The organism is Pseudomonas sp. sp1636, assembly GCF_030376615.1.
Classification (GTDB): Bacteria; Pseudomonadota; Gammaproteobacteria; order Pseudomonadales; family Pseudomonadaceae; genus Aquipseudomonas.
The window spans coordinates 1-20,117 of the sequence record NZ_JARRAB010000026.1 but is presented as its reverse complement, the minus strand read 5'-3'; the positions used below and the strand labels follow the sequence as shown (position 1 = coordinate 20,117).

General features: G+C 63.6%; 15 protein-coding genes and 1 pseudogene. All 16 read right to left on the bottom strand.

Annotation, left to right across the window (positions count from 1 at the left end):
* Positions 1 to 106: 106 nt before the first annotated feature.
* Positions 107 to 1,522: an HlyD family type I secretion periplasmic adaptor subunit gene (locus P8H27_RS19615; protein ID WP_289639410.1), complete on the bottom strand. Its 1,416-nt coding sequence runs from the start codon at positions 1,520 to 1,522 to the stop codon at positions 107 to 109.
* Positions 1,519 to 3,669, bottom strand: a complete 2,151-nt coding sequence (locus P8H27_RS19610) for a type I secretion system permease/ATPase (protein ID WP_289639409.1) — start codon at positions 3,667 to 3,669, stop codon at positions 1,519 to 1,521. The genes P8H27_RS19615 and P8H27_RS19610 overlap by 4 nt, the downstream gene beginning before the upstream one ends.
* A gap of 242 nt (positions 3,670 to 3,911) precedes the next feature.
* The gene (locus P8H27_RS19605; RefSeq protein ID WP_289639408.1) at positions 3,912 to 4,136 is read right to left on the bottom strand and encodes a VF530 family protein; all 225 of its coding nucleotides are present in this window, start codon (positions 4,134 to 4,136) and stop codon (positions 3,912 to 3,914) included.
* 138 nt (positions 4,137 to 4,274) lie between these two features.
* Positions 4,275 to 4,838 carry a hypothetical protein gene (locus tag P8H27_RS19600; RefSeq protein WP_289639407.1) on the bottom strand — a complete coding sequence of 188 codons (564 nt, stop codon included), beginning with the start codon at positions 4,836 to 4,838 and terminating at the stop codon, positions 4,275 to 4,277.
* Positions 4,839 to 4,935: 97 nt separating this feature from the next.
* Positions 4,936 to 6,570 (bottom strand): BCCT family transporter, encoded by a 1,635-nt coding sequence (locus tag P8H27_RS19595; RefSeq protein ID WP_289639406.1) that lies wholly within the window; start codon positions 6,568 to 6,570, stop codon positions 4,936 to 4,938.
* A gap of 419 nt (positions 6,571 to 6,989) precedes the next feature.
* Positions 6,990 to 8,543: a BCCT family transporter gene (locus tag P8H27_RS19590; RefSeq protein ID WP_289639405.1), complete on the bottom strand. Its 1,554-nt coding sequence runs from the start codon at positions 8,541 to 8,543 to the stop codon at positions 6,990 to 6,992.
* A gap of 317 nt (positions 8,544 to 8,860) precedes the next feature.
* Positions 8,861 to 10,108 (bottom strand): Xaa-Pro peptidase family protein, encoded by a 1,248-nt coding sequence (locus P8H27_RS19585; protein ID WP_289639404.1) that lies wholly within the window; start codon positions 10,106 to 10,108, stop codon positions 8,861 to 8,863.
* A gap of 47 nt (positions 10,109 to 10,155) precedes the next feature.
* The gene (locus P8H27_RS19580) at positions 10,156 to 11,454 is read right to left on the bottom strand and encodes an MFS transporter (protein ID WP_289639403.1); all 1,299 of its coding nucleotides are present in this window, start codon (positions 11,452 to 11,454) and stop codon (positions 10,156 to 10,158) included.
* A gap of 79 nt (positions 11,455 to 11,533) precedes the next feature.
* Entirely contained in the window at positions 11,534 to 11,905 is a 372-nt protein-coding gene (locus P8H27_RS19575) for an ethanolamine utilization protein EutQ (protein WP_289639402.1), read from the bottom strand.
* Entirely contained in the window at positions 11,902 to 13,230 is a 1,329-nt protein-coding gene (locus tag P8H27_RS19570; RefSeq protein WP_289639401.1) for an FAD-binding oxidoreductase, read from the bottom strand. The genes P8H27_RS19575 and P8H27_RS19570 overlap by 4 nt, the downstream gene beginning before the upstream one ends.
* A 10-nt stretch (positions 13,231 to 13,240) precedes the next feature.
* Positions 13,241 to 14,500 carry an FAD-dependent oxidoreductase gene (locus tag P8H27_RS19565; protein WP_289639422.1) on the bottom strand — a complete coding sequence of 420 codons (1,260 nt, stop codon included), beginning with the start codon at positions 14,498 to 14,500 and terminating at the stop codon, positions 13,241 to 13,243.
* Positions 14,489 to 14,653 (bottom strand): annotated as a pseudogene (locus P8H27_RS19560) (rubredoxin); the annotation flags it as partial. The gene P8H27_RS19565 and the pseudogene P8H27_RS19560, both read right to left, overlap by 12 nt.
* A 5-nt stretch (positions 14,654 to 14,658) precedes the next feature.
* Complete coding sequence (locus P8H27_RS19555) at positions 14,659 to 16,104, bottom strand: aldehyde dehydrogenase family protein (protein WP_289639400.1); 1,446 nt, start codon at positions 16,102 to 16,104, stop codon at positions 14,659 to 14,661.
* 10 nt (positions 16,105 to 16,114) lie between these two features.
* A complete protein-coding gene (locus P8H27_RS19550) occupies positions 16,115 to 17,305 on the bottom strand; it encodes an aromatic ring-hydroxylating dioxygenase subunit alpha (protein ID WP_289639399.1) in 1,191 nt (396 codons plus the stop codon).
* A 404-nt stretch (positions 17,306 to 17,709) separates the two neighbouring features.
* Positions 17,710 to 18,645, bottom strand: a complete 936-nt coding sequence (locus tag P8H27_RS19545; RefSeq protein WP_289639398.1) for a LysR substrate-binding domain-containing protein — start codon at positions 18,643 to 18,645, stop codon at positions 17,710 to 17,712.
* 106 nt (positions 18,646 to 18,751) lie between these two features.
* Positions 18,752 to 19,894 (bottom strand): redoxin domain-containing protein, encoded by a 1,143-nt coding sequence (locus tag P8H27_RS19540; RefSeq protein ID WP_289639397.1) that lies wholly within the window; start codon positions 19,892 to 19,894, stop codon positions 18,752 to 18,754.
* Between the last annotated feature and the right edge of the window lie 223 nt (positions 19,895 to 20,117).

Sequence of the window (20,117 nt, the reverse complement as noted above, 5' to 3'; positions counted from 1 at the left end):
TACGGACTTACGCTTTATAGTCTTTACTGCCACCGGCCTCGACAACAAGGTAACCATATTGGAAACAAACAATAAAAGCGGATAGATTTATTCTTCAAGCTGATATTCAGCGCTCGCTTAAGCTTTCCGCAGTGTGCTGTTGCAGTGGGCTTAAGAAGTAGTCAATCACCTTCCGCTTGTCCGTCTTCACCTCTGCCCTAACCGCCATACCAGGCGATAGCGCAATCAAATTCTCACCCACCTGAATCGTGTTCTTCTTAAGCTGTATCCGTGCGCTGTACACCAGCCCCAAGCGCTCATCTTCGATGGCATCGTTGGAAATGCTTTGCACGACGCCATCGATTACGCCGTACTTGGTGAAGCTGAATGTCTCGACCTTGATCTCGACGGTTTGCCCTGGCCTCACGAAGCCGATGTCCTTGTTCTCCAACATGGCTTCCACTTCTACTGGCTGATCACTGGGTACGATGACCATCAATGGCTGGGCTTCGGTGACTACACCGCCGTTGGTATGAATGGCCAATTGCTGCACGGTGCCATCCACCGGGGCGGTCAAGCGCATCAGGCTGTCACGCTGCTGAGCCTTTTTTAGTTCTTGGGTGAGTGCAGCGGCGCGTTGTTGAGACTCATGCTGCAGGTCGAGCATGGCGCGGCGGGTCTGGGCAATCACACTGTTTTGTTGGCTCTGCGCGGCCTTCTTAGCGGCGCCGAGTTCGCGCACCCGTGATTGTTGGATGCTCAGTTCGCGCTCTTGGTCGAGGCGAATCTGTTCCTTCTCCAGGTAGGCGTGTTTGGCGACAAATTGTCGTTCGAGCAGGCGCTTGTAATCAGCAGCCAGCTCACGGGTGATCGGCAGGCTTAGCTCAAGTGAAGCAACAGTGCTTTGGGCAGCCTGGATCTCGGCGCTGCGCTGTTCGATAGCGGCCGCGCTTTGCTCCAGAGTGCTTTGCAGTTCTAAGTACTGCCCTTGCAGCCAACGTTGCGCCGCTAATTGCTGCTCGGCACTGGCATGGGGAATCAGTTGCGCCAGGCTGGCGGGCGCTGCGTTGGTTTGAATCGCCTCAAGCAGTGCGGTGGCGCGGGCGCTGTCGACGTGGGCCGCAAGCAGGTCGCTGTTCAGACGCTCGACATCGGCACCGGTCTGACTGGTGTCCAGCTCAATCAGCAGGTCACCGACTTTGACTTGTTGCCCGTCGTACACATGAATGGCTTTGACCACCGCCACTTCACTAGGCTGAATGACTTTGCTTTTGCCGCTGGGCACGATCTTGCCACTGGCGGTGGCCACCACATCGATTTCGCCCACACAGGCCCACAGCAGGGTCAGGGCGGCAAAGGCCATGATAATCCATTGGGTATAGCGCGGCGCGGGATGCACCGGTTGTTCCTGCAAGGCCAAGGCAGCCGGCAGAAATTGCACCTCGTGGTTTAGCCGTGCCGGTGCATCCATGGCTTTGCGGTTTTGCCAGGAATGTCGCCAAGCCTGACGGTAACGGTTGAGCAAGTCGCGTTTGGCGCTCATGCTGCACCGCCCTGTTGCAGGCGATGTAGGCGTGAGTAGTGCCCCGCTTGATGGGCCAACAGTTCTGCGTGGTTGCCCTGCTCGACGATCTGCCCGCGATCCATAACCAGGATGCGGTTGGCGTCGCGTACGGCAGACAGGCGGTGCGCGATGATGATCACCGTGCGACCTTTGCAGATGGCCTGCATGTTCTGCTGGATGATGCGTTCGGACTCGTAGTCCAGGGCACTGGTGGCTTCGTCAAAGATCAGGATGCGTGGGTTGCCGATCAGTGCGCGGGCGATGGCGATGCGCTGACGTTGCCCCCCGGAAAGTGAAGCACCGTGTTCGCCGACTACGGTGTCGTAGCCTTCCGGCAGCTCGAGGATGAATTCGTGGGCGCCGGCCATTTTGGCGGCCTGCATCACGGCTTCGATGGGGGTGCCCGGGTCAACTAGGGCAATGTTCTCGCGAATGCTACGGGCAAATAGCATGTTGTCCTGCAGTACCACGCCGATCTGCCGACGCAAGGACGAAACATCGGCCAATGCTAGATCCATGCCGTCGACCAGCACGCGGCCGCGTTCGGGGGTGTAGAGGCGCTGCAGCAGTCTTGTCAGTGTGCTTTTGCCGGAACCGGAACGGCCGACTACGCCAATCACTTCGCCCGCTTGGATGGTCAGGCTGATACCGCGCAGCACTTCCGAGCCATCGGGGCGATAGCGGAACTGCACTTGGTCAAACTCAACATCGCCACGCAGGGGTGGCAGCGCGCTGCGTGAGTCCTGGGACAGTTCGGTACGGGTGTTGAGGATGTCGCCCAAGCGCTGTACGGATACGCCGGTCTGCTGGAAATTGGTCCACAGCTGCGCCAGGCGCATGATCGGCTGCGACACCCGGCCTGCAAGCATGTTGAAAGCGATCAACTGGCCCACGCTCAGGTCGCCTTCAACCACCAAGCGCGCACCCAGCCAGAGGGTGGTGACGGTCACCAGCTTGCCGATGAAACCAACACTTTCATTGGCGATGGTCGACAGGGTTTGGGTTTTGAAACTGGCGGCCACGTAGCCCGCCAGTTGGTTGTCCCACTTGCGGTTGATCTGCGGCTCCACCGCCATCGACTTGAGGGTGTCGATGCCGTTGATGGTCTCTACCAGAAACGCCTGATTCTCCGCACCACGGGTAAAGCTTTCGTTCAGACGAGCGCGTAACACCGGCGTGATCAGCAGAGAGACGATGAAGTACAACGGCAGCGACAAAATCACCACCAAGGTCAGCCAACCGCTGTACATAAACATCACGGCAATAAACACCACGGAGAACAGCACATCCAGAATCAGGGTGATGCTGTTGCCGGTGAGGAAGCTGCGGATGTTCTCCAATTCGCGCACGCGCGCGACCGAATCGCCGACCCGCCTTGCCTGGAAATAAGCCAACGGCAGGGTCACCAGATGGCGGAACAAACGGGAGCCCAGTTCCACATCTATGCGGCTGGCGGTATGGGCAAAGACATAACTGCGCAAACCACTGAGCAGCGTCTCGAAGATCATGATGCCGAGCAGGCCGATGGCGATCACGTCCAAGGTGGTCAGGCCACGGTGCACCAGCACCTTGTCCATCACCACCTGGAAAAATAGCGGCGTGAGCAATGCGAAAATATTCAGAACGAACGACACCAACAGCACTTCACCCAGCAGCTTGCGGTACTTAACAATGGCCGGGATAAACCAGCTGAAATCGAAACGCGCGAGGTCACCGGTCAGTGAGGACTCTGAACGGATCAGGATCAGCTCGCCTGTCCAGCGCGCTTCCAACTCGTCGAAACTCAGTACTTCAGGCCGCTGTGCCTGCGGGTCATGGATCAGTGCTTTGCCCTCATCCAGGCGGGCGATGATAAAGAAGCGACCATCGCTGTCAGCGGCTATAGCCGGCAGGGGCGTATGACTCAGGCGGGAAAGAGAACTGCGTGCAGACTTGGCCTTCAAACCAAGCTTCTTGGCCGCCAACAGCATTTCGGCACGGCCAAACAGACGGCCGTCTTCGGCGTACTCGTGGGTAAGTTGTTCGGGGGAGGCGGCAACGTTATGGAAACGTGCAAGCATGACCAAGCAGGCAAGGCCGCTATCCACGGCGGGAGTAGCACCCATTCCCGGGTGTTCATCTGTCATTAGCAATCCTTGGCACAGAAACCGTTAGATAAACGGTCGTTTGAACAGCGAAACTAGTTCATCGAATAATGAGTGGCAAGCAACGAAAGCACCGAGATAGAAGCTCTCGCATCATTTGTGAGAATGTTCTCATTTGCCCCCGAAGTAGAGATCATCCCGCTCCCGTACCAAACGATAAATTGGGGATTTTTCGCAATAGGGTTAACCCGCGCCCGCCCCCAGGCTACAAACAATGGAGTCGTTTAGCGCCCCTTCTTCTGCAGCCGGATATACAGCGCCTCGACCTTCTCCCGCGCCCAGGGAGTTTTGCGCAGGAAGGTCAGGCTGGACTTGATGCTCGGATCGCTCTTGAAACAGCGGATATCGATGCGCTGGGCCAGGCCATCCCAGCCCAGTTTCGCCACCAGGTCGTTGAGAATGGCTGCCAGGGTGACGCCATGCAGCGGGTCTTTCGGCGATTGAGTCATGCGCAACCTTGTATTGACAGCGTGGCGAGGCGCACCGGCTGACAGACTTGTGGCACGCGTAGGGGGATATTCTGACCCGACTCAGCAGCCAGCTCCAGCGCAAAAGCAGCGTCCCTGGCTCGGCGACCCCGGCCAGCCTCAACGAGGGTCGATGATGAACGGCAGCTCGAGGTTGCGTTCCGGGTCGAACTGGCGGCGGGCGGTATGGTTCAGGTGACGGCCGTAGACATGGAACGACAGGCTGGTGTGCGGCGTTTGATTGATCACGCTGTGGATGCTGCCGCTGGGCATCGCCAGCACCTGCCCGGGTGCAATGCACTGCTCGCCAATGGGCTGCAGTTCGGCATAACCGGGGCGCGTGGCAGCGTCCAGGCGTTGCCAGAATGTATTGCGCTCACAGCCCTCGACGCCCACCACCACCGCCCAGGTGTCGTGGTCATGGGGCGGCACGCCGCGTCCGGGCAGCCAGCTGTCGACCACCACGAACAGCGACTGATCGGCCTCGACGTGCAGCAGGCTGGTACCAAAACCCAGGGCCGGGTCGGCGCTGTACATGTCCGCGCGCAACCAACCGCGCTCGGCGACGACCCGTTGGGCCAGCGGGGCGACTTGCGCCAGCAGGCTGGCTTCATCGGCGGCGCTCGCGACGATGCGCCGCAGATCGCCGATAAAGCGCTCCAGGTTGTAACTATCGATGCCCATCCACATTGCTCCAGCCCAGACACAATCTGGGCAACCGTTATAAAAAAGGCCCGCCTCCGAGAAAGAGGCAGGCCCTTGTTCACACCCCTAGCGCGGCTCAGCTGGCCAAGGTGCGCGGGTCATCAGCGCTGGTTAGTTGCAGGCTGGCCACAGGTTCGGCCAGCAGAGCGCGATGCAGGGCCATGGCCATCAGCACCAGGATCACCGCGATCGGCAAGGCGGCGCAGATAGTCGCGGTCTGTACGCTCTTGAGCCCGCCCGACCACAGCAGGGCCGCGGCGATGGCACCCACCATCAGGCCCCAGGCCACGCGACTCCAGGCCGGCGGATGGATATTGCCGCGGGCCGCCAGGGTGCTCACCACCAGGGTTCCGGAGTCGGCCGAGGTGACGAAGTAGGTCACGATCAGCAGCGAAGCCAGCGCCCCGAGCAGCGTGCCAAGGCTGGCACCGGCGCTCTGCTCGATCTTGTCGAACAGGGTGAACAGCGAGTCGGTGGCATCGGCCTTGGTCGCCACTAGAATGGCACCCCCCTCGAACTTGGCCTCGTCGCCAGTCAGGCCTTGGCTCTGCACCTGCTCCTGATGGGCGACACGGTCGGCCTTCTCGTAAAACAGCGCGGCGCCGCCAAAGGTACCGATCCAGACGAAGCTGAACAGCACCGGAATAATCAGCGAACCCATCACCAACTGGCGAATGCTGCGGCCACGGGAAATCCGCGCGATGAAGGTGCCGACGAAGGGCGCCCAGGTCAGCCACCAGGCCCAATAGAAGGCGGTCCACCAGTTCTGCCAGCCGGCATCGTTCTGGGTGTCGCTCCACAGGCTCATGCCGATCACGCTCTGGGCGTAACCGGAGGTGCCTTCGAGAATGATGTTGAGGATGTAGCGGGTCGGCCCGAACGCCATCACCGCGGCCAGGATGACCAGCGACAACAGCATGTTCCACAGCGACAGCAGTTTGATGCCGCGGTCGACGCCGGACACCACCGACATGATCGCAATCAGGGAAATCGCCAGAATCAGGCCCATTTTCAGGCCGATGCCCAGTTCGAAGCCGCTCAGGGTCTTGATCCCGGTCGCCAGTTGCTCGACGCCGAGGCCGAAGGAGGTGGCGATGCCGAACGCGGTGACCACCACGATCAGGATGTCGAACAGGCTACCCAGCCAGCCGTTCATCCGCGCCTCGCCGAACAGCGGGGTCAGGGTCGAGCGGATCGACAGTGGCTTGCCCTTGCGGAAGGAGAAGTAGGCCAGGCACAGCGCCGGCAGCAGGTACAGCGCCCAGGCGTGCATGCCCCAATGGAAGAAGGTCACGCGCATCGCCGACTCGGCCGACTCGGCACTCAGGGTGGTGACGCTGAAGGGGTTGCCGGCGTAGTGCCACATGGGTTCGGCCACCGACCAGAACAACAGGCCAATGCCCATGCCGGCACTGAACAACATGGACAACCAGGAAATCGTGCTGAACTCGGGTTTTTCGCCGTCCTTGCCGAGGGTGACATTGCCGTAACGGCTGGTCATCAGATACAACAGGTAAACCAGCACAGCCGAGGCCATGGCCAAATAGAACCACTTGAAATTCTGCAGGATAGTCGTGGACAGTTCGCCGAATAGTGCCCCGGCTTGCTCACCCATAACGGCGCAAAAGCCGACGAAGGCCGCAATTATCAGGATCGAGATCAAGGTTATCCCGGCATCGACGCCGCGAAAAACCCCGCTGGAATTACTCATAGCATGTGCTCCATTGTTATTGTCTGTATGCCGCTGTGCACGCTGGGCTCAGGGCGAGCTGATGAATCTGTCCGGTTGCCTCCAGGCTGTTTAGCAGCCCCGATAATTCGCTAAAAAACAACTTCCGACACATGATTTTTATACGAGCAATTAATGCGTTTTAATCATTAATCGGCGCGTAACATCGCTGGTCTTCCGCCCCCTGAACAGCATTCGAGCTTGCACACGGAAACCACCCTGAGCGGGGCAACATCACTATTCATAAGTTTGCCAAGGGCATCCGCACGCCACGCCGAAACATAGCGCGCGGATCATTATTGCGCGGCTGACTATAGAGTCATGGGGCAACCCAAAAGTATTCTATCCACGTCCTCCGCCGATCCATTCGCGCCAAATCCGGCAGTTCGGCGGACGATAGGTTAGCCGCGCGGCTCCTGGCTCAGCGCCTTGAGAAAGCCGATCATCAGCAGCAGCATCAACACCATGAACGGCAGGCCCATGGCCACGGCCCCGGCCTGAATGCCTTTGAGCGCCGTATCGCCGCCGATCACGAACAGCGTGATGGTCACCAGGGCAATCATCACCAGCCAGAGCACGCGCTGCACCGGCGAGGTACCCGGGTCGCCACCCGCCGCCAGGTTGTCGACCACCAGGGCGCCGGAGTCCATGGAGGTGACCATGAAGATGACCAGCAGGACCACCACCAGCAGCGAGCTGACGGCCGCCAGCGGCAGCACTTCGAGGAACTGGAAGATCGCCATGTTGACGTCCGTCAGGCCGGCGGCCAGCGCGCCCGTGCCGTCGATCACCTGGGCAATCGCACCGCCGCCGAAGGCGCTGAACCAGAAGATCGCCACCATGGTCGGCACCACCATCACCACGCCGACCATCTGCCGCAGCGTGCGGCCCCGGGAGACGCGGGCGACGAACACCCCGACCAACGGCCCCCAGGTGCACCACCAGGCCCAATAGAACACCGTCCAGCCCTGGAACCAGTCCTGATCCGGACGATCGACCCAGTTGGCCAGCGGCAGGAAGAACTCGGCAAAGTCGGCAGTGGTGTCCAGCACGCCGGAGAAGAAGCTCAGCACGCCAATCCCCGCGACCACCAGCAGGAACAGGCCCAGCGCCAGCAGCATGTTGATATTGCTCAGTAGCTTGACCCCGGCATCCATGCCGCGCCACAGCGAGAATCCGGCCACGCCGGTCACCACCAGGATGAACAGCAGCTGCAGGCCGAAGGAGTTGGGGATGCCCAGCACATGCGAGATCCCGGCGGTCGCCTGCATGGCGCCGAGGCCCAGGGAGGTGGCCAGGCCGAACACCGTCAGCACCACAGTAAAGGTATCCACCAGTTGCCCGGGCAGCCCCTTGTGGGCCTTGCCGATCAGCGGCTGCAGGCCGGAACTGAGGGAAAACGGCAGGCCCTTGTTGTAGGCGAAGAAACCCACCACCAGCGCGCTGGTCAGGTAGATCGCCCAGGGGTGGAAGCCCCAGTGGAAGATGGTCGAGCCCATGGCCGCGTGCAGGGCTTCGGGGGTCTGCTTGGGCACGTTGAGCGGGGTCTTCCACCACTCGGTGTACTGCGCCACCGGCTCCGCCACGCCCCAATACAGCAGGCCGACGCCCATTCCGGCGGCGAACAGCATGGAAAACCAGGACAGGGTGCTGAATTCAGGCTGGGCGTCCTGACCGCCCAGGCGGATCCTGCCGAACGGCGACAGCGCCAGGCCGGCGCAGAACAGCACGGCCAGATTGCCCATGATCATGATGAACCAGTCGCAGTTCTTCAGGATCCAGCCCTTGACCCCTTCCAGGGTCTGACCGAAGGCTGCGGGGTCATTCAGGGCCAGCAACACCAGGGCCAGCACAATGGAGAATGAAGCAGGAAAAATAACCCGATGGAAGTTCAAACCCATTATCTGGGTATTGAAATTCCGGGGCACTGAAGCATCGGCGGCAATGTCTTTCACGCAAGTATCCTCACTCTATTATTTTTGTAGTCAGGCCAATCGCGGCTAGCACTTTAATGACGTAAACCGCCGGCCAGCCGAATTGAACAGATGAGTGATGGTCGGGGAGCCAAGCGCTCGCCACAAATCATTTTATGTGCGCCATTAATGACTTTTGATCATCCATACGAGCAACTAACCACAGCATTAACGGCAGGCGCTGGCGCAGCTCGGAGCTGCCGCCAGTAACGCCGGTCAATCAGCCGCCCGAACGGGCGTTCCCGCTATGGTTTATCGGCGCATAGGCCCGACTCGGGACGCGTACCTGGCACGCCCCTTCATAACCAGTCGTCCTGCCAGGGGTATTGCGACAACGGCTGGCAGCCATCGCGGGTGATCAGCACCTGTTGTTCGAGCTTGATGCCCTCCTTGCCGCCGCGCTCGCCGATGTAACTCTCGACGCAGAGCACCATGTTTTCCTCGATGATCCCGTCGTAGCCGCTGCTGTCCCAGTCCGCGCCCTTGTGCGCCAGGGCCGGGTACTCGTCGGCCAGGCCGACGCCGTGCACCACGCAGCAATAGCGGTTGTGCTGGAAAGGCTGGGGAATGTCCCAGGCGCGCTGGACGAACTCGCGGTGGCTGATGCCGGGGCGCAGCAACGCCATGTTGTGCTGCACCTGCTCGAAGGCCAGGGCATACAGCTTGCGCTGCTCGGCCGTCGGCGCCACGTGGCCGACCGTCCAGGCCCGGGAGATGTCGGCGCAGTAGCCGTAGGGGCCGATCAGGTCGGTGTCGAAGCAGAGGATCTCACCCTGCTGCATCACCCGCTCGCTGGACTCCTGCATCCACGGGTTGGTGCGCGGCCCGGAGGCCAGCAGACGGGTCTCGATCCACTCGCCGCCGTGGCGGATATTCTCGTAGTGCAGCCAGGCCCACAGCTGGTTCTCGCTCATGCCGGGGCGCTGCTCATCGTACATACGCTGGATGCCTTTCTCGCACACGGCGATGGTCCAGCGCATCAGCTCCAGCTCATCACTGGATTTGATCTTGCGCGCCTCCTCCATCAGGCTGTGGCCCTCGACCAGGCGCAGGCCCTGCGCCTGCAACAGTTCGAGCCCCTCGAAGTCGGCCTTGTCCACCGCCAGCCGCGCGCCTGCGCCGGCGTGCTGACGCAGCAGCTCGACGATTTCCGTCGCCCACAGCTTGGCCTTCTCGGAGATCCGCGAGCCGGCGCCGAAGTAGCTCCAGCTCACCGCATGGCGGATCTCGTCGAGCAGGCCGTTGCCCTCGTGCAGGTGCTCGCAGTTGTGGAATTCGAACAGGATCACCGGGCCCGTGGCGAACACCAGGGCGTAACGGGCGAAGTTGTGCAGCGTCCACACCTGCATATTCGAGGTGTCGGTGGCGTAGCGGATGTTCACCGGGTCATACAGCAGGATGGCCGCGCAATCGGCGGCCAGCAACTGCTCGCGCACCCGTCGCAGGCGATAGGCGCGCGCCGCCTCCAGGGTCTGGGTGCTGACCGGGTTGCGCAAGGGCTGGTCGGCGGACTCGCCGCTCGGGTACTTATTCTTGTTGTCGAACATGAGGTGGATTCCAGTGAACAGACTCGGGCTAAAGCAACGCCGTTAGGTCAAACGCCCGACCGCTCGGGCGGTGCAGGCATCGCCGGCTCGGCTGCGGTTTGCGGCGCCACGGCGTTCGGACTGGCCGGTTCGACCGCAGCCGGCAGGGTCGCGCAGGCCAGGCCGACTGGCGTGGCCTGGTGATGCAAGGGTGCATCCTCCTGCAAATGCGCGCCGCTGACCTTGCCCTGGCCCACCGCCAGGGCCAGCAGCGCGGCGCAGGCGGCGAAGAAGTAGTACAGACTGGGGGCGCCGAAGCGCTCCATCAGCGCACCGGCCAGCAACGGGCCGACGCAGGCACCGACGCCGTAAGTCACCAGCAGCAAGCCGGCCAGCGACACGCGCAACTCGGCCTCGACATTATCGTTGGCCAGGGCCACGCCCAGCGGATACAGGCAGAACTGCAGAAAGCCGATAGCCACGCCAAACAACAGCACAGCGGCAAACGAAGGCGTTGGATAAAAACCCAGCGGCAGGCAGGCAAACACCAAGAGCAGCGCCACAGCGCGGATCAGGCTGGCCCGTGGCAGGCGGTCGGATAACCAGCCCAAAGGCAGTTGCGCGAGCAGGCCGGCGCCGATCACCAGCGCCATAAACTGGCCGACCTGGCTGGTATCCAGGCCCTGGCGACTGGCATAGATAGGTGCCAGGCCATAAAAGCCGCCGGTGATCACCCCGGACATCAGAATGGTCACCAGCGATTGTGGCACCCGCTGGATAAACAGCTTGATTGCCACAGGCGTCGGCTGCAACGCCGCCGGGTGCATGCTACGGGTCAGGGCCACCGGCACCAGACACAGGGCAAAAGCCATGGCCACGCCGAGCAGCGCGCGGATACCCAGGTCGCCATTCAGGCTCAGGGCCAGCTGGCCGAGCACCATGCCGACGTACACCGCGACCATGTAGATACCCAGCACCTTGCCGCGCTGGTCGCTCTGGGCGCGGTCGTTGAGCCAGCTTTCCAGCACCATCAGCTGGCACATCATCGCCAGACCGACCAGCGCACGTAGGAATAGCCAGAACGGCAAGGCACTGCTGAATTCGTGGGCCAGTACGGCGGCGGAAATCACCCCGGCGCAGGCCACGTAGGTACGGATATGCCCGACCTGCTCGATCAGCACGCGCCCGACCCTGCCGCCGGCCACCATGCCCAGGGCGTTGGCGGCCATCAGCGCGCCGCCCCAGAACTCGGCGACTCCGTCGGCACTCAGACGCAGCGCCAGGTAGGTCATCAGCAGGGTCGAGCCCAGCTGCATCAACAGGCTGGCCAGGTACAGGGCGCCGAAGGTCTTAGTCAGTCCGAGCATGCGTGGCTCCTTGGCCAGAACGAAGAAAACCGCCGCTCCCGGGTAGGGGATGCGGCGGCAGAATGACCAGGGCAAACGCTCAGGCCAGGCCGTGACGTTGCTTCCAATCGCCCGGATGCACCACGTAACCGAACAGCGCATGGCCGCCGTAGACCAACTCGGTGCCCTCGGGAATCCACAGCAGCTGGCCCGGTTCGACCCGGTACAGCTCGCCGTTGGCCTGCAGCTCGAAACAGCCGTCGATGACGAAGATCACCTCGTCGTACAGCAGGGTCCAGTGAACCTCGGCGCCCTCCCAGCGGGCGAAGCCGATACCGATATTCGGCGACACCTCGTTGCTGATGGCGCGGGCGACGAAGGCGGCGCCAGGCGGGCCGCCACGCGGGATAAACTCCAGGTCATGGTGATCGACCAGCAGCACCGGGCCTTTGCCAGAAACGACCTGAGTCATAGCTCGCTCCGACTGTTCCAGGCCGCCAGGCGAATGCGCGAGCGCACCCCGAGGCCGAGGAAGGGTTCCGGCGGGTTCAACGACGGCATGCCGGTGACCGCCTGGATGTCGCGCAACTGCGCCGAATCGGCACCCACCGCCAGATCGGCCAGCAGGGTGCCGGAGATGGTGCCCCAGGCCGCGCCGACCCCGTTGTCGCAGGCCGAGGCGTACACGCCCTGCTCCAGCTCGCCGAAGAAGTTGGTGAAGTTGCGCGAGATGGCATAGACGCCGCCCCAGGTGTGGCTGAACGGCACGTTGCTCAGTTGCGGGAAGCGCGCCAGGAAGGCCTTGCGGTGATCCTCGCGCACGCTGGCGCGCATGGCATCGCTGCTGCTCTGGCCGTACTTGGGCACGTGCTTGTAGGTGTTGCGAATGATCAGGCGGCGATCCTGGGTCATGCGCACCGTGGTGCCGGCGTGGTCGGCCGGGGTCAGGCCCCAGTCGAGCTGGCCGCCATAAACAGCCAACTCGCTGTCGGTCAGCGGCCGGGTCCAACTGGCGAAGGTCATCACCGGCAGCAGGCGGTTGCGCAGGTAGCCGAACTCCTGGGTGAAGATGCTGGTGCCCAGCAGCAGGCGCGCGGTGCGGATGCGCCCGGCGCTGCCGTGGAGAATCCAGCCGCCCTGGCCGTCGCGCTCCAGACCCTGGATCGGCGACTCTTCCAGCAGCTCGACGTTGCCCGGCAGCGAGCGAGCGAGGCCGGTGACCAGCGCCGCCGGCTGCATCAGGTAGCAGCCCGGGGTGTAGATCGCCCCGCTGTAATGGCCGGTGCCCAGCACCTTGGCCAGCGCGCCGCGCTCGACCCGGTGGAACGGCTCGCCGAGGTCGCTCATCAGCTTCTCGAAATGATCGAGGTAGGCCAGACCGCGCGGGCCCACCGCGCCCTGGTACTTGCCGGCATGCGACCACTGGCAGTCGATCTTGTGGCTCTGGATCAGCCCCTGCAACTGGGCGATGGCGGCGCGATTGAGCGCCAGCAGGCGCTGCTTGTGCGCCGGATCCGGGTGCTCGAGGGCGAACTTGTGCGGCAGGTCGATGACGAAGCCGGAGTTGCGCCCGGAGGCGCCATAGGCCACGCGCTGGGCGTCGACCAACAGGATGCGCGCCTCGGGATGGTGCTCGGCCAGGCGCCGCGCGGCGGCCAGACCGGCGAAGCCGGCGCCGATCACCGTGTAGTCGGCGCGCTGCTCGCCCTGCAGGCGGGTGCAGGCCGGCTGCTCGGGCAGCGCCGCGTACCAGCCGCAGCTGGCGTCGTCGTAGGGCAGGTTGATCTTCTTGCTCATGTTGGTGCCCTCAGGCCACGGCCCGTTGCGCGTTCTGACAGGATTGCAGCCAGGTATTGCGCTGCACTTGGGCTTGGCGACCGAGCAGGACGAAGCCGTGCAGCGCCCCCTCGGCATCGTAGAAACCGGCGCTGAGGCCATCCTCGGTGCTGGTGCAGCGCCACTCGCCGGTCACCCCGACGGCCGGCGGCAACAGGCACAGCGGTGCGGCCGGGGTCTTCACCGTCACCGGCATCAGCGGATAGCTGACCGCCGTCGGCGCACCGAGCAGGGTCTTGCTCAACGCCTGAATGCCCTGGTTGATCGGCGCCAGGTACGGCAACAGCTGACCGTCGATCTCGATGCAGTCGCCCAGGGCATAGATCCCCGCTTGCGAGCACTGCAGCTGGGCGTCCACCTGAATGCCCCGGCCCACCGCGAGCCCGGCGCTTTCGGCGAGATTCAGGTTGGGCCGCAGGCCGACGGCGGACAGCACCAGATCGGCCTCCAGGCTCTGCCCATCGGCGAGGGTCAGGCGATAGCCCTGCTCGGCCGAGTCGATGCGCTGCACGGTGTTCTGCAGGTGCCAGCTCACGCCCAGCTCGCCCAGGGCGGCCTGCAATTGCTGACCGGCCTCGACCGGCAGCAGGCGCTCCATCGGCCACCGACCGAGGCCGATGACGCTGACCGCAAAGCCGCTGCTGGCCAGATCGTTGGCGAACTCGCAACCGATCAGGCCGTCGCCGAGGATCGCCACCCGCTGCACGCCGACCAGGCGCTCACGAAAGCTCTGGTAGTCATGCAAATTGTTGACACTGAGCAGCGCCGCCGTGTCGCCCTCGATCGGCAGGCGGATGGGCGCCGCGCCGCTGGCCAGCACCAACTGGCCGTAGTCCATCTCGCCGATATTGGTGTACAGACGCCGCGCCGTGGCGTCGATGCGCTCGACCGTGCAATAGGGATAGACGCGGATCTTCAGGCGCTGCTCGATGGCCAGGGCCGACTCGCCCGCCAGCGCCGCAGCGCTCTTACCCTGGGCCAGGCCGATGGACAGCGCCGGCTTGGAATACAGGTGACCGGACTCCTGGGTCAGCACGCGGATCTCGACCAGCGGATCGGCCCGGCGCAAGGCCTGGGCCAGGCCATAGCCGGCGTAGCCGCTGCCGATGATGACGATGGGCTGACGCAGCTGGGCGGCGAGCGGCGGCGCCAGGGGCACAGTCGGCTGCGCCGGCAGCGGTGCACTGCCGGCGGCCGAAACCGCGGCCACCACCGGGCTGATATCGAGCATCTCGAAATCGTCCTTGCCGACTCTGCACTCGGGGCACTTCCAATCCGCCGGCACGTCCTCCCAGCGGGTGCCGGCCTTGATGCCGTCGTCCGGCCAGCCGAGCGCTTCGTCGTAGATCAAACCGCAGACTACACAGAGCCAAGTCTTGAACATATCGCTTACTCCCCCGCTACGCGGATCGCCACGTTCTTGGTGCGCACGTAGCTGTACAAGGCTTCCTGGCCCTTCTCGCGGCCGAAACCGGACAGGCCGACGCCGCCGAACGGGGTCTCGATGCCGCCGGCATACCACTCGTTGACGAACACCTGGCCGGCCTTCAGGCGCCGCGCGCAGCGCATGGCGCGGCTGATGTCCTGGGTGAACACGCCGGCGACCAGGCCGAATTCGGTGCCGTTGGCAATCGCCAGGGCCTGTTCTTCGCTGTCGAAGGGGATGATCGCCAGTACCGGGCCGAACACCTCTTCCTGGGCGATGGCCATCTCGGGACGCACGTCGCGGAACACGGTCGGGCGCATGAAGTGCCCGGCCCTGTCGCCGAAGCGCTCGCCGCCGGTGGCCAGCACCGATCCCTCATTCAGGGCGCGGCGGCACAGCTCCTCGATGCCGGCCAGCTGCCCGGCACTGATCACCGGGGTCAGATCCGGGTTGTCCTGACCGAGGCCGACGCTCAGGCCCTCGGCCAACGCGACCACGTCCTGCACCACCTCCTCGTAGATCTCGCGCTGCACCAGCAGGCGCGACATGGCCGAACAGACCTGGCCGGCGTTGAAGAAGATGCCACCCTTGACGCTGGCCAGCAGTTGGGCGCGGTCGGCATCGGCGAAGGCAATCGCCGCCGACTTGCCGCCCAGCTCCATGACGCTGGGGATGGCGTGCTCGGCGGCGTCGCGGAGGATGGTCTGGCCGGTCGGCACCGAGCCGGTGAAGACGATCTGGTCGACCTTGGCACTGCCCACCAGGTGCGTGCCGACCTCACGGCCGCGGCCGCAGATCAGGTTGACCGCGCCATTGGGCAAGCCGGCCTTGGCGATGGCGCGCAGCAGTACGCACATGCCCAGCGGCGACAGCTCCGGCGACTTGATCACCACCGCATTACCGGCGGCCAGGGCCGGAGCCAGGGAGCGGGCGCAGATCGACACCGGGAAGTTCCAGGGCACGATCTGCGCCGAGACGCCCATGGGGTCGTACAGGGTGAAATCCATGTAACCGTTGCCCAGGGGGATCGAGCTGCCCTCGATCTTGTCGGCCATGCCAGCGTAGTACTCGAAGTAGCGCGCCGCCTCGGTGAACTCGTCGCGGGCGTCGTTGAGGCTCTTGCCGTTTTCCTGGCACAGCACCCAAGCGCCTTCGTCGGCGAGCGCACGGATTTCTTCGGCGATACGCAGCAGCCAGGCGACTCGCTGCGCCGGACGGGCGCGGGTCAGCTCGCCGCTGTCGGCGCAACGGCGGGCGGCGAGCAGGGCGCGCTCGGCATCGGCCACGTTGGCCTGGGCGATGCTCGCCAGCGGCTCGCCGGTGCCGGGGTTATTCACGGTCAGGCGCGACTCGCTGTCGCACCACTGGCCGTCGATGTAGTTCAGCCAATTCTCGGCAATCGGATACATGGCGGCCTCCTCAGGCGGACGGTACGCTGGCCAGCAGCTGGCGCGCGGCCCACTGATGGAAGAAGTGGGTGGGGATGTCCATCTCCGGGGAGAAGGCGCCGCCGCCGTAGCCCGGCGAATGACGGCCCTTCTGCATGCCCTCGACCGAGGCGATGTCCTCGGCGAACACCACCTTCCAGGACTCCAGGATGGCGTTGCGGCAGGCGGCGTACTCGTCGCCCAGGGCCTCGTCGCCGACGTAGAACAGGCGCAGGTGCTCGATGGTGCGGCCCGGCGCGACCGGTTCCAGCTGCATGGCGAAGGCGTGGTCGGCCTGGATGCCGAGCAGCACGTTGGGGAAGAAGGCCACGTATTCGGCGTTGCGCAGGCGATCCTGGGGCCAGCTGGGGAACTTCGGCAGGTGGGTGCCGGCGACGTCGGAGAGGTTGTAGGCGTAGCTGCCCTGGCCGGCGAAACGCTCGTCGAACAGGATGTTGTAGTGGTCTTCCAGGCGCGAATAGCTGTTCAGGCTCGGATGCACCCACGGCAGGTGATAGGCCTCGCAGTAGTTCTCCACCGCCAGCTTCCAGTTGCAGTTGATGTCCAGGGTGGTGGCGTCCATATGCGGGCGGCGGCGCAGCAGGCCCATGCCGTCGTCGCCGAGGAACTGGCTCCAGCGCGCGGTCAGCGGCGCGAGCATCTCTTCCAACGGCTGCGCGTCGCCGGACAGGTTGACGAACACCATGTCCATCCAGATGGCGCTGCGCAGCGCCTTCAAGCCGTGCTTCTCGCAGGCGAAGCGCTCGTCCTTGTGCACATCGATGCCGCCGACGTGCGGGGTGCCGCGCAGGCCGCCATTGAGGTCGTAGGTCCAGGAGTGGTAGGGGCAGCGGATCACGCCCTGCACGGTGCCTTCTTCCTCCACCAGCTTCATGCCGCGGTGGCTGCAGACGTTGTGGAACACCTGCACCAGGCCTTCGCGGTTGCGCATCAGCAGCAGCGGCAGGCCCATGAAGTCGACCGGCTTGACCGAGCCGTTCTGGCTCAGGTCGCTGGCGAAGCCGACGCAGGCCCAGGTCTTGCCCATCACCTGGTCGCGCTCCAGCTCGAAATGACGCTGCTCGGTGTAGAACTCGTTGCTCAGCCCGGTGGCTTGGTGAATCGGGTTGAGGACGCTTTCCAGTTGTTGCACAGGAATATGTTGAGCGATGGAGTTGGTCATTGTTGTTCTCCCCTGCTGGGCACGGTGACTGATTGATCGGCAGGCTCACTGGCCAAGTCCGTTGCCAGCGAGTTTCGAGAATCGGGGGATTGTTCGACAAACGATTTTTAACAGCTGGATTTATGACTTTTAGTCATCCATTCAGAAGTACATGCTCAGCGGCTTGATTGACCGCCGGCAGATCCAGGGCGGCGCGTGCTTATGTGTAACGATCATCAATCCTGACAAAAAAATGGCTTGTTCCAGCGGCCAGGGAAACGCCACTGTAGCCGCCGTCAACGCAGCCAGCGGAACCCACAGGAGGTCGGCAGCGGCGGGCCGTTGCAGCATCCGGCTGCGCGCGACAGACGCCCAACGCTGCCGCAGGCCACAAGCCTGCGGCAGCATGCGTTTCGGCCCGGCATTTATGCGTCGCTGCCGAGCGTGGCGTCGTCCAACGCCGGCGGCAACTGCTCGAGCAACCAGGCGCGGAAGCATTTGACGCTCTGGCGCATCACGCCGCGGCCGAGCGGCTCGAGCAGGCAGAACTGCGCATCCGACTGCAGCACGGTGTCGACCGGCCGCACCAGGGCGCCGGTCTGCAGGTGGTTGTCGACCAGGTTCGACCAGGCCAGGGCGATGCCCTGGCCGCTGAGCGCCGACTGGATCAGCATCGAGTAGCTGTTGATGTTGATCCGCCGCCGCGGCTCAAGGTTTTTCAGGCCCAGGCGCTGGAACCATTCCGACCAGCCGATCCAGTCGCGCTGCGGGTCTTCCAGCCACAGCCAGGTGCCATCGGCCAGCTGCTCGGGGCTGCTCAGCGTCGGATTCCTGGCCAGATAGGCCGGGCTGCACACCGGGAACACTTCCTCGGCAAACAGCGGGGTCACCTGCATGTCCTTTGGCGGGGTGCGGCAGTAATACAGCGCCAGGTCGCAATCCAGGCGGGAGAAATCCTTGACCTGGTCATAGGCGATGATGCGCAGGTCGATCTCTTCGTTATCGCGCTGAAACTCGGCCACCTTGGGCAGCAGCCACAACGAGGCCATCGCCGTGCTGGTGACCACGGTCACCTGCTGGGCGCCCTGCCAGTGGCGAATTTCGCCGGTGGCATGGGCCAGCTGCATCAGCGCGCTACGCACCGTCTCATAGTACTGGCTGCCGGTCGGGCTCAGATTGATCGCGCGGGTGGTGCGCTCGAACAGGGTCTTGCCCAGGTAGTCCTCGAGCAGGCGCACCTGGCGGCTGATCGCGCCCTGGGTGACGTTCAGCTCGTGCGCGGCCAAGGTAAAGCTCAGGTGGCGCGCGGCCGCTTCGAAAGCCACCAGGCTGTTGAGCGGAGGCAGTGGATGGATTTTCATGCAGGCAAGATCACGCAGTGTTTTAGTTATGTCCCCACAGTTTAGAACCATGCTTGCGGCAAACGCAGCACGCGAAGCAGCAGACAGGGATAATCAGTGCCGCGGACTAACCGCTTCCGGCTGCCCCGACCGGCCCCGACGCCACTGCGGGAGTAGCGGTGTCGGATCCGACATCGAGGTACGCCTGATTTTCCTCGCGAATGCGCCGCGCCTGCTCGTCGTAGAGAAACGGCAGAAACATGTAACGCTGACCGCGGGTAACAGGCATTGCTTCATGCAGCAAGCCGCAGGAGAACACTACCGCGCCGCCCGGGGGCGCCGAATACAGCCCAGGGCCGAACTCGGGGAAGCGCAGAAAACCGCCATCGTACTCGCCGCTGTTGAGGAACAGCGATATGGCAAAGCGTCGATGCGCCGTGCCCTTGGTGGTGTTGTCGCGATGCGCGCGAAAATGCCCCTGCTCGCTGGCGTCGTAACAGCCGAGCAGGTAGCGCTCCATGCGCGTGACACGGAACTGGAAGGCCTTGAGAATCTCCGGCACTACCCGTTGATAAATTCGCCGCCGACAGGCCTGACGCAACTCCTCGTCCTCGAGCGCGCAGTCGCGCCGACTCTTATGATCCTGGCCGAGCACCAGCACCGTCTTGCCATTGATGTCCTGCATGAAGCCCGAGGGTTCGCCGCCACGGGTGTGGTAGTAATCGATCAACGCCCGGCACAAACTCGGCTCGAATACCCGTGGCAGCACCAGTATCGGTGCTTGCGCCCGGGCCGGATACGCCGAACCGATCGCCGGCAAACGATCCAGCAGCTCCAGCACGGCCGTTACGTGCGCCTGCGCGGTGGCGGCAAACGGCAGCACGGCCAGCACCCGCAACATCGGGTCGAGCAGGTAGGTCACCTTGCGATAACCACCATCCTCCTGCAGCGCGCCGTATAGCTCGCTGATCCGGCGATCGAAATCCCAGAAGTAACGAATCCCCGGCAGTTCGGCGGCGACGCGCCGCTGCCGTTCGTCCTCGGGATCGACCGTAACGCCGAAAAACGACAGGTTGTAATCATCGAAACGCGAGCGACTGGTGGTGAGCTGCGCCAACACCTGGGCACTGATGGGGTCGGCGGCGGAACCGAGGAAACTCAGCAGCAGATAGCGACCGGCGACCGTGTCGAAGACGAAGCGTTCGCGGGTCTCGGTACGGCAGGTGAACCAGGGGGCAGGCTCGCCCAAGCCCAGCAGTGCGGTGCGCATTATGTCAGCCTCCATGAAGGCGTCATCGCCTACCGATTTGGCCAAGGGTCGCTAACCAGAATAGCTGACCTGACGCATTCGCCCCCGGCCATGACGCCGCCATGCGTGAGCGAAGTACGGCCATGCCGCGGGGAACTCAGCGGGCAACAGATCTTCGCTAAAAAAAGGTTCTTCGCGTAGTTTGGGGAAAGTGCCGGTTGACACCGGACTGGCAAATAAGTGC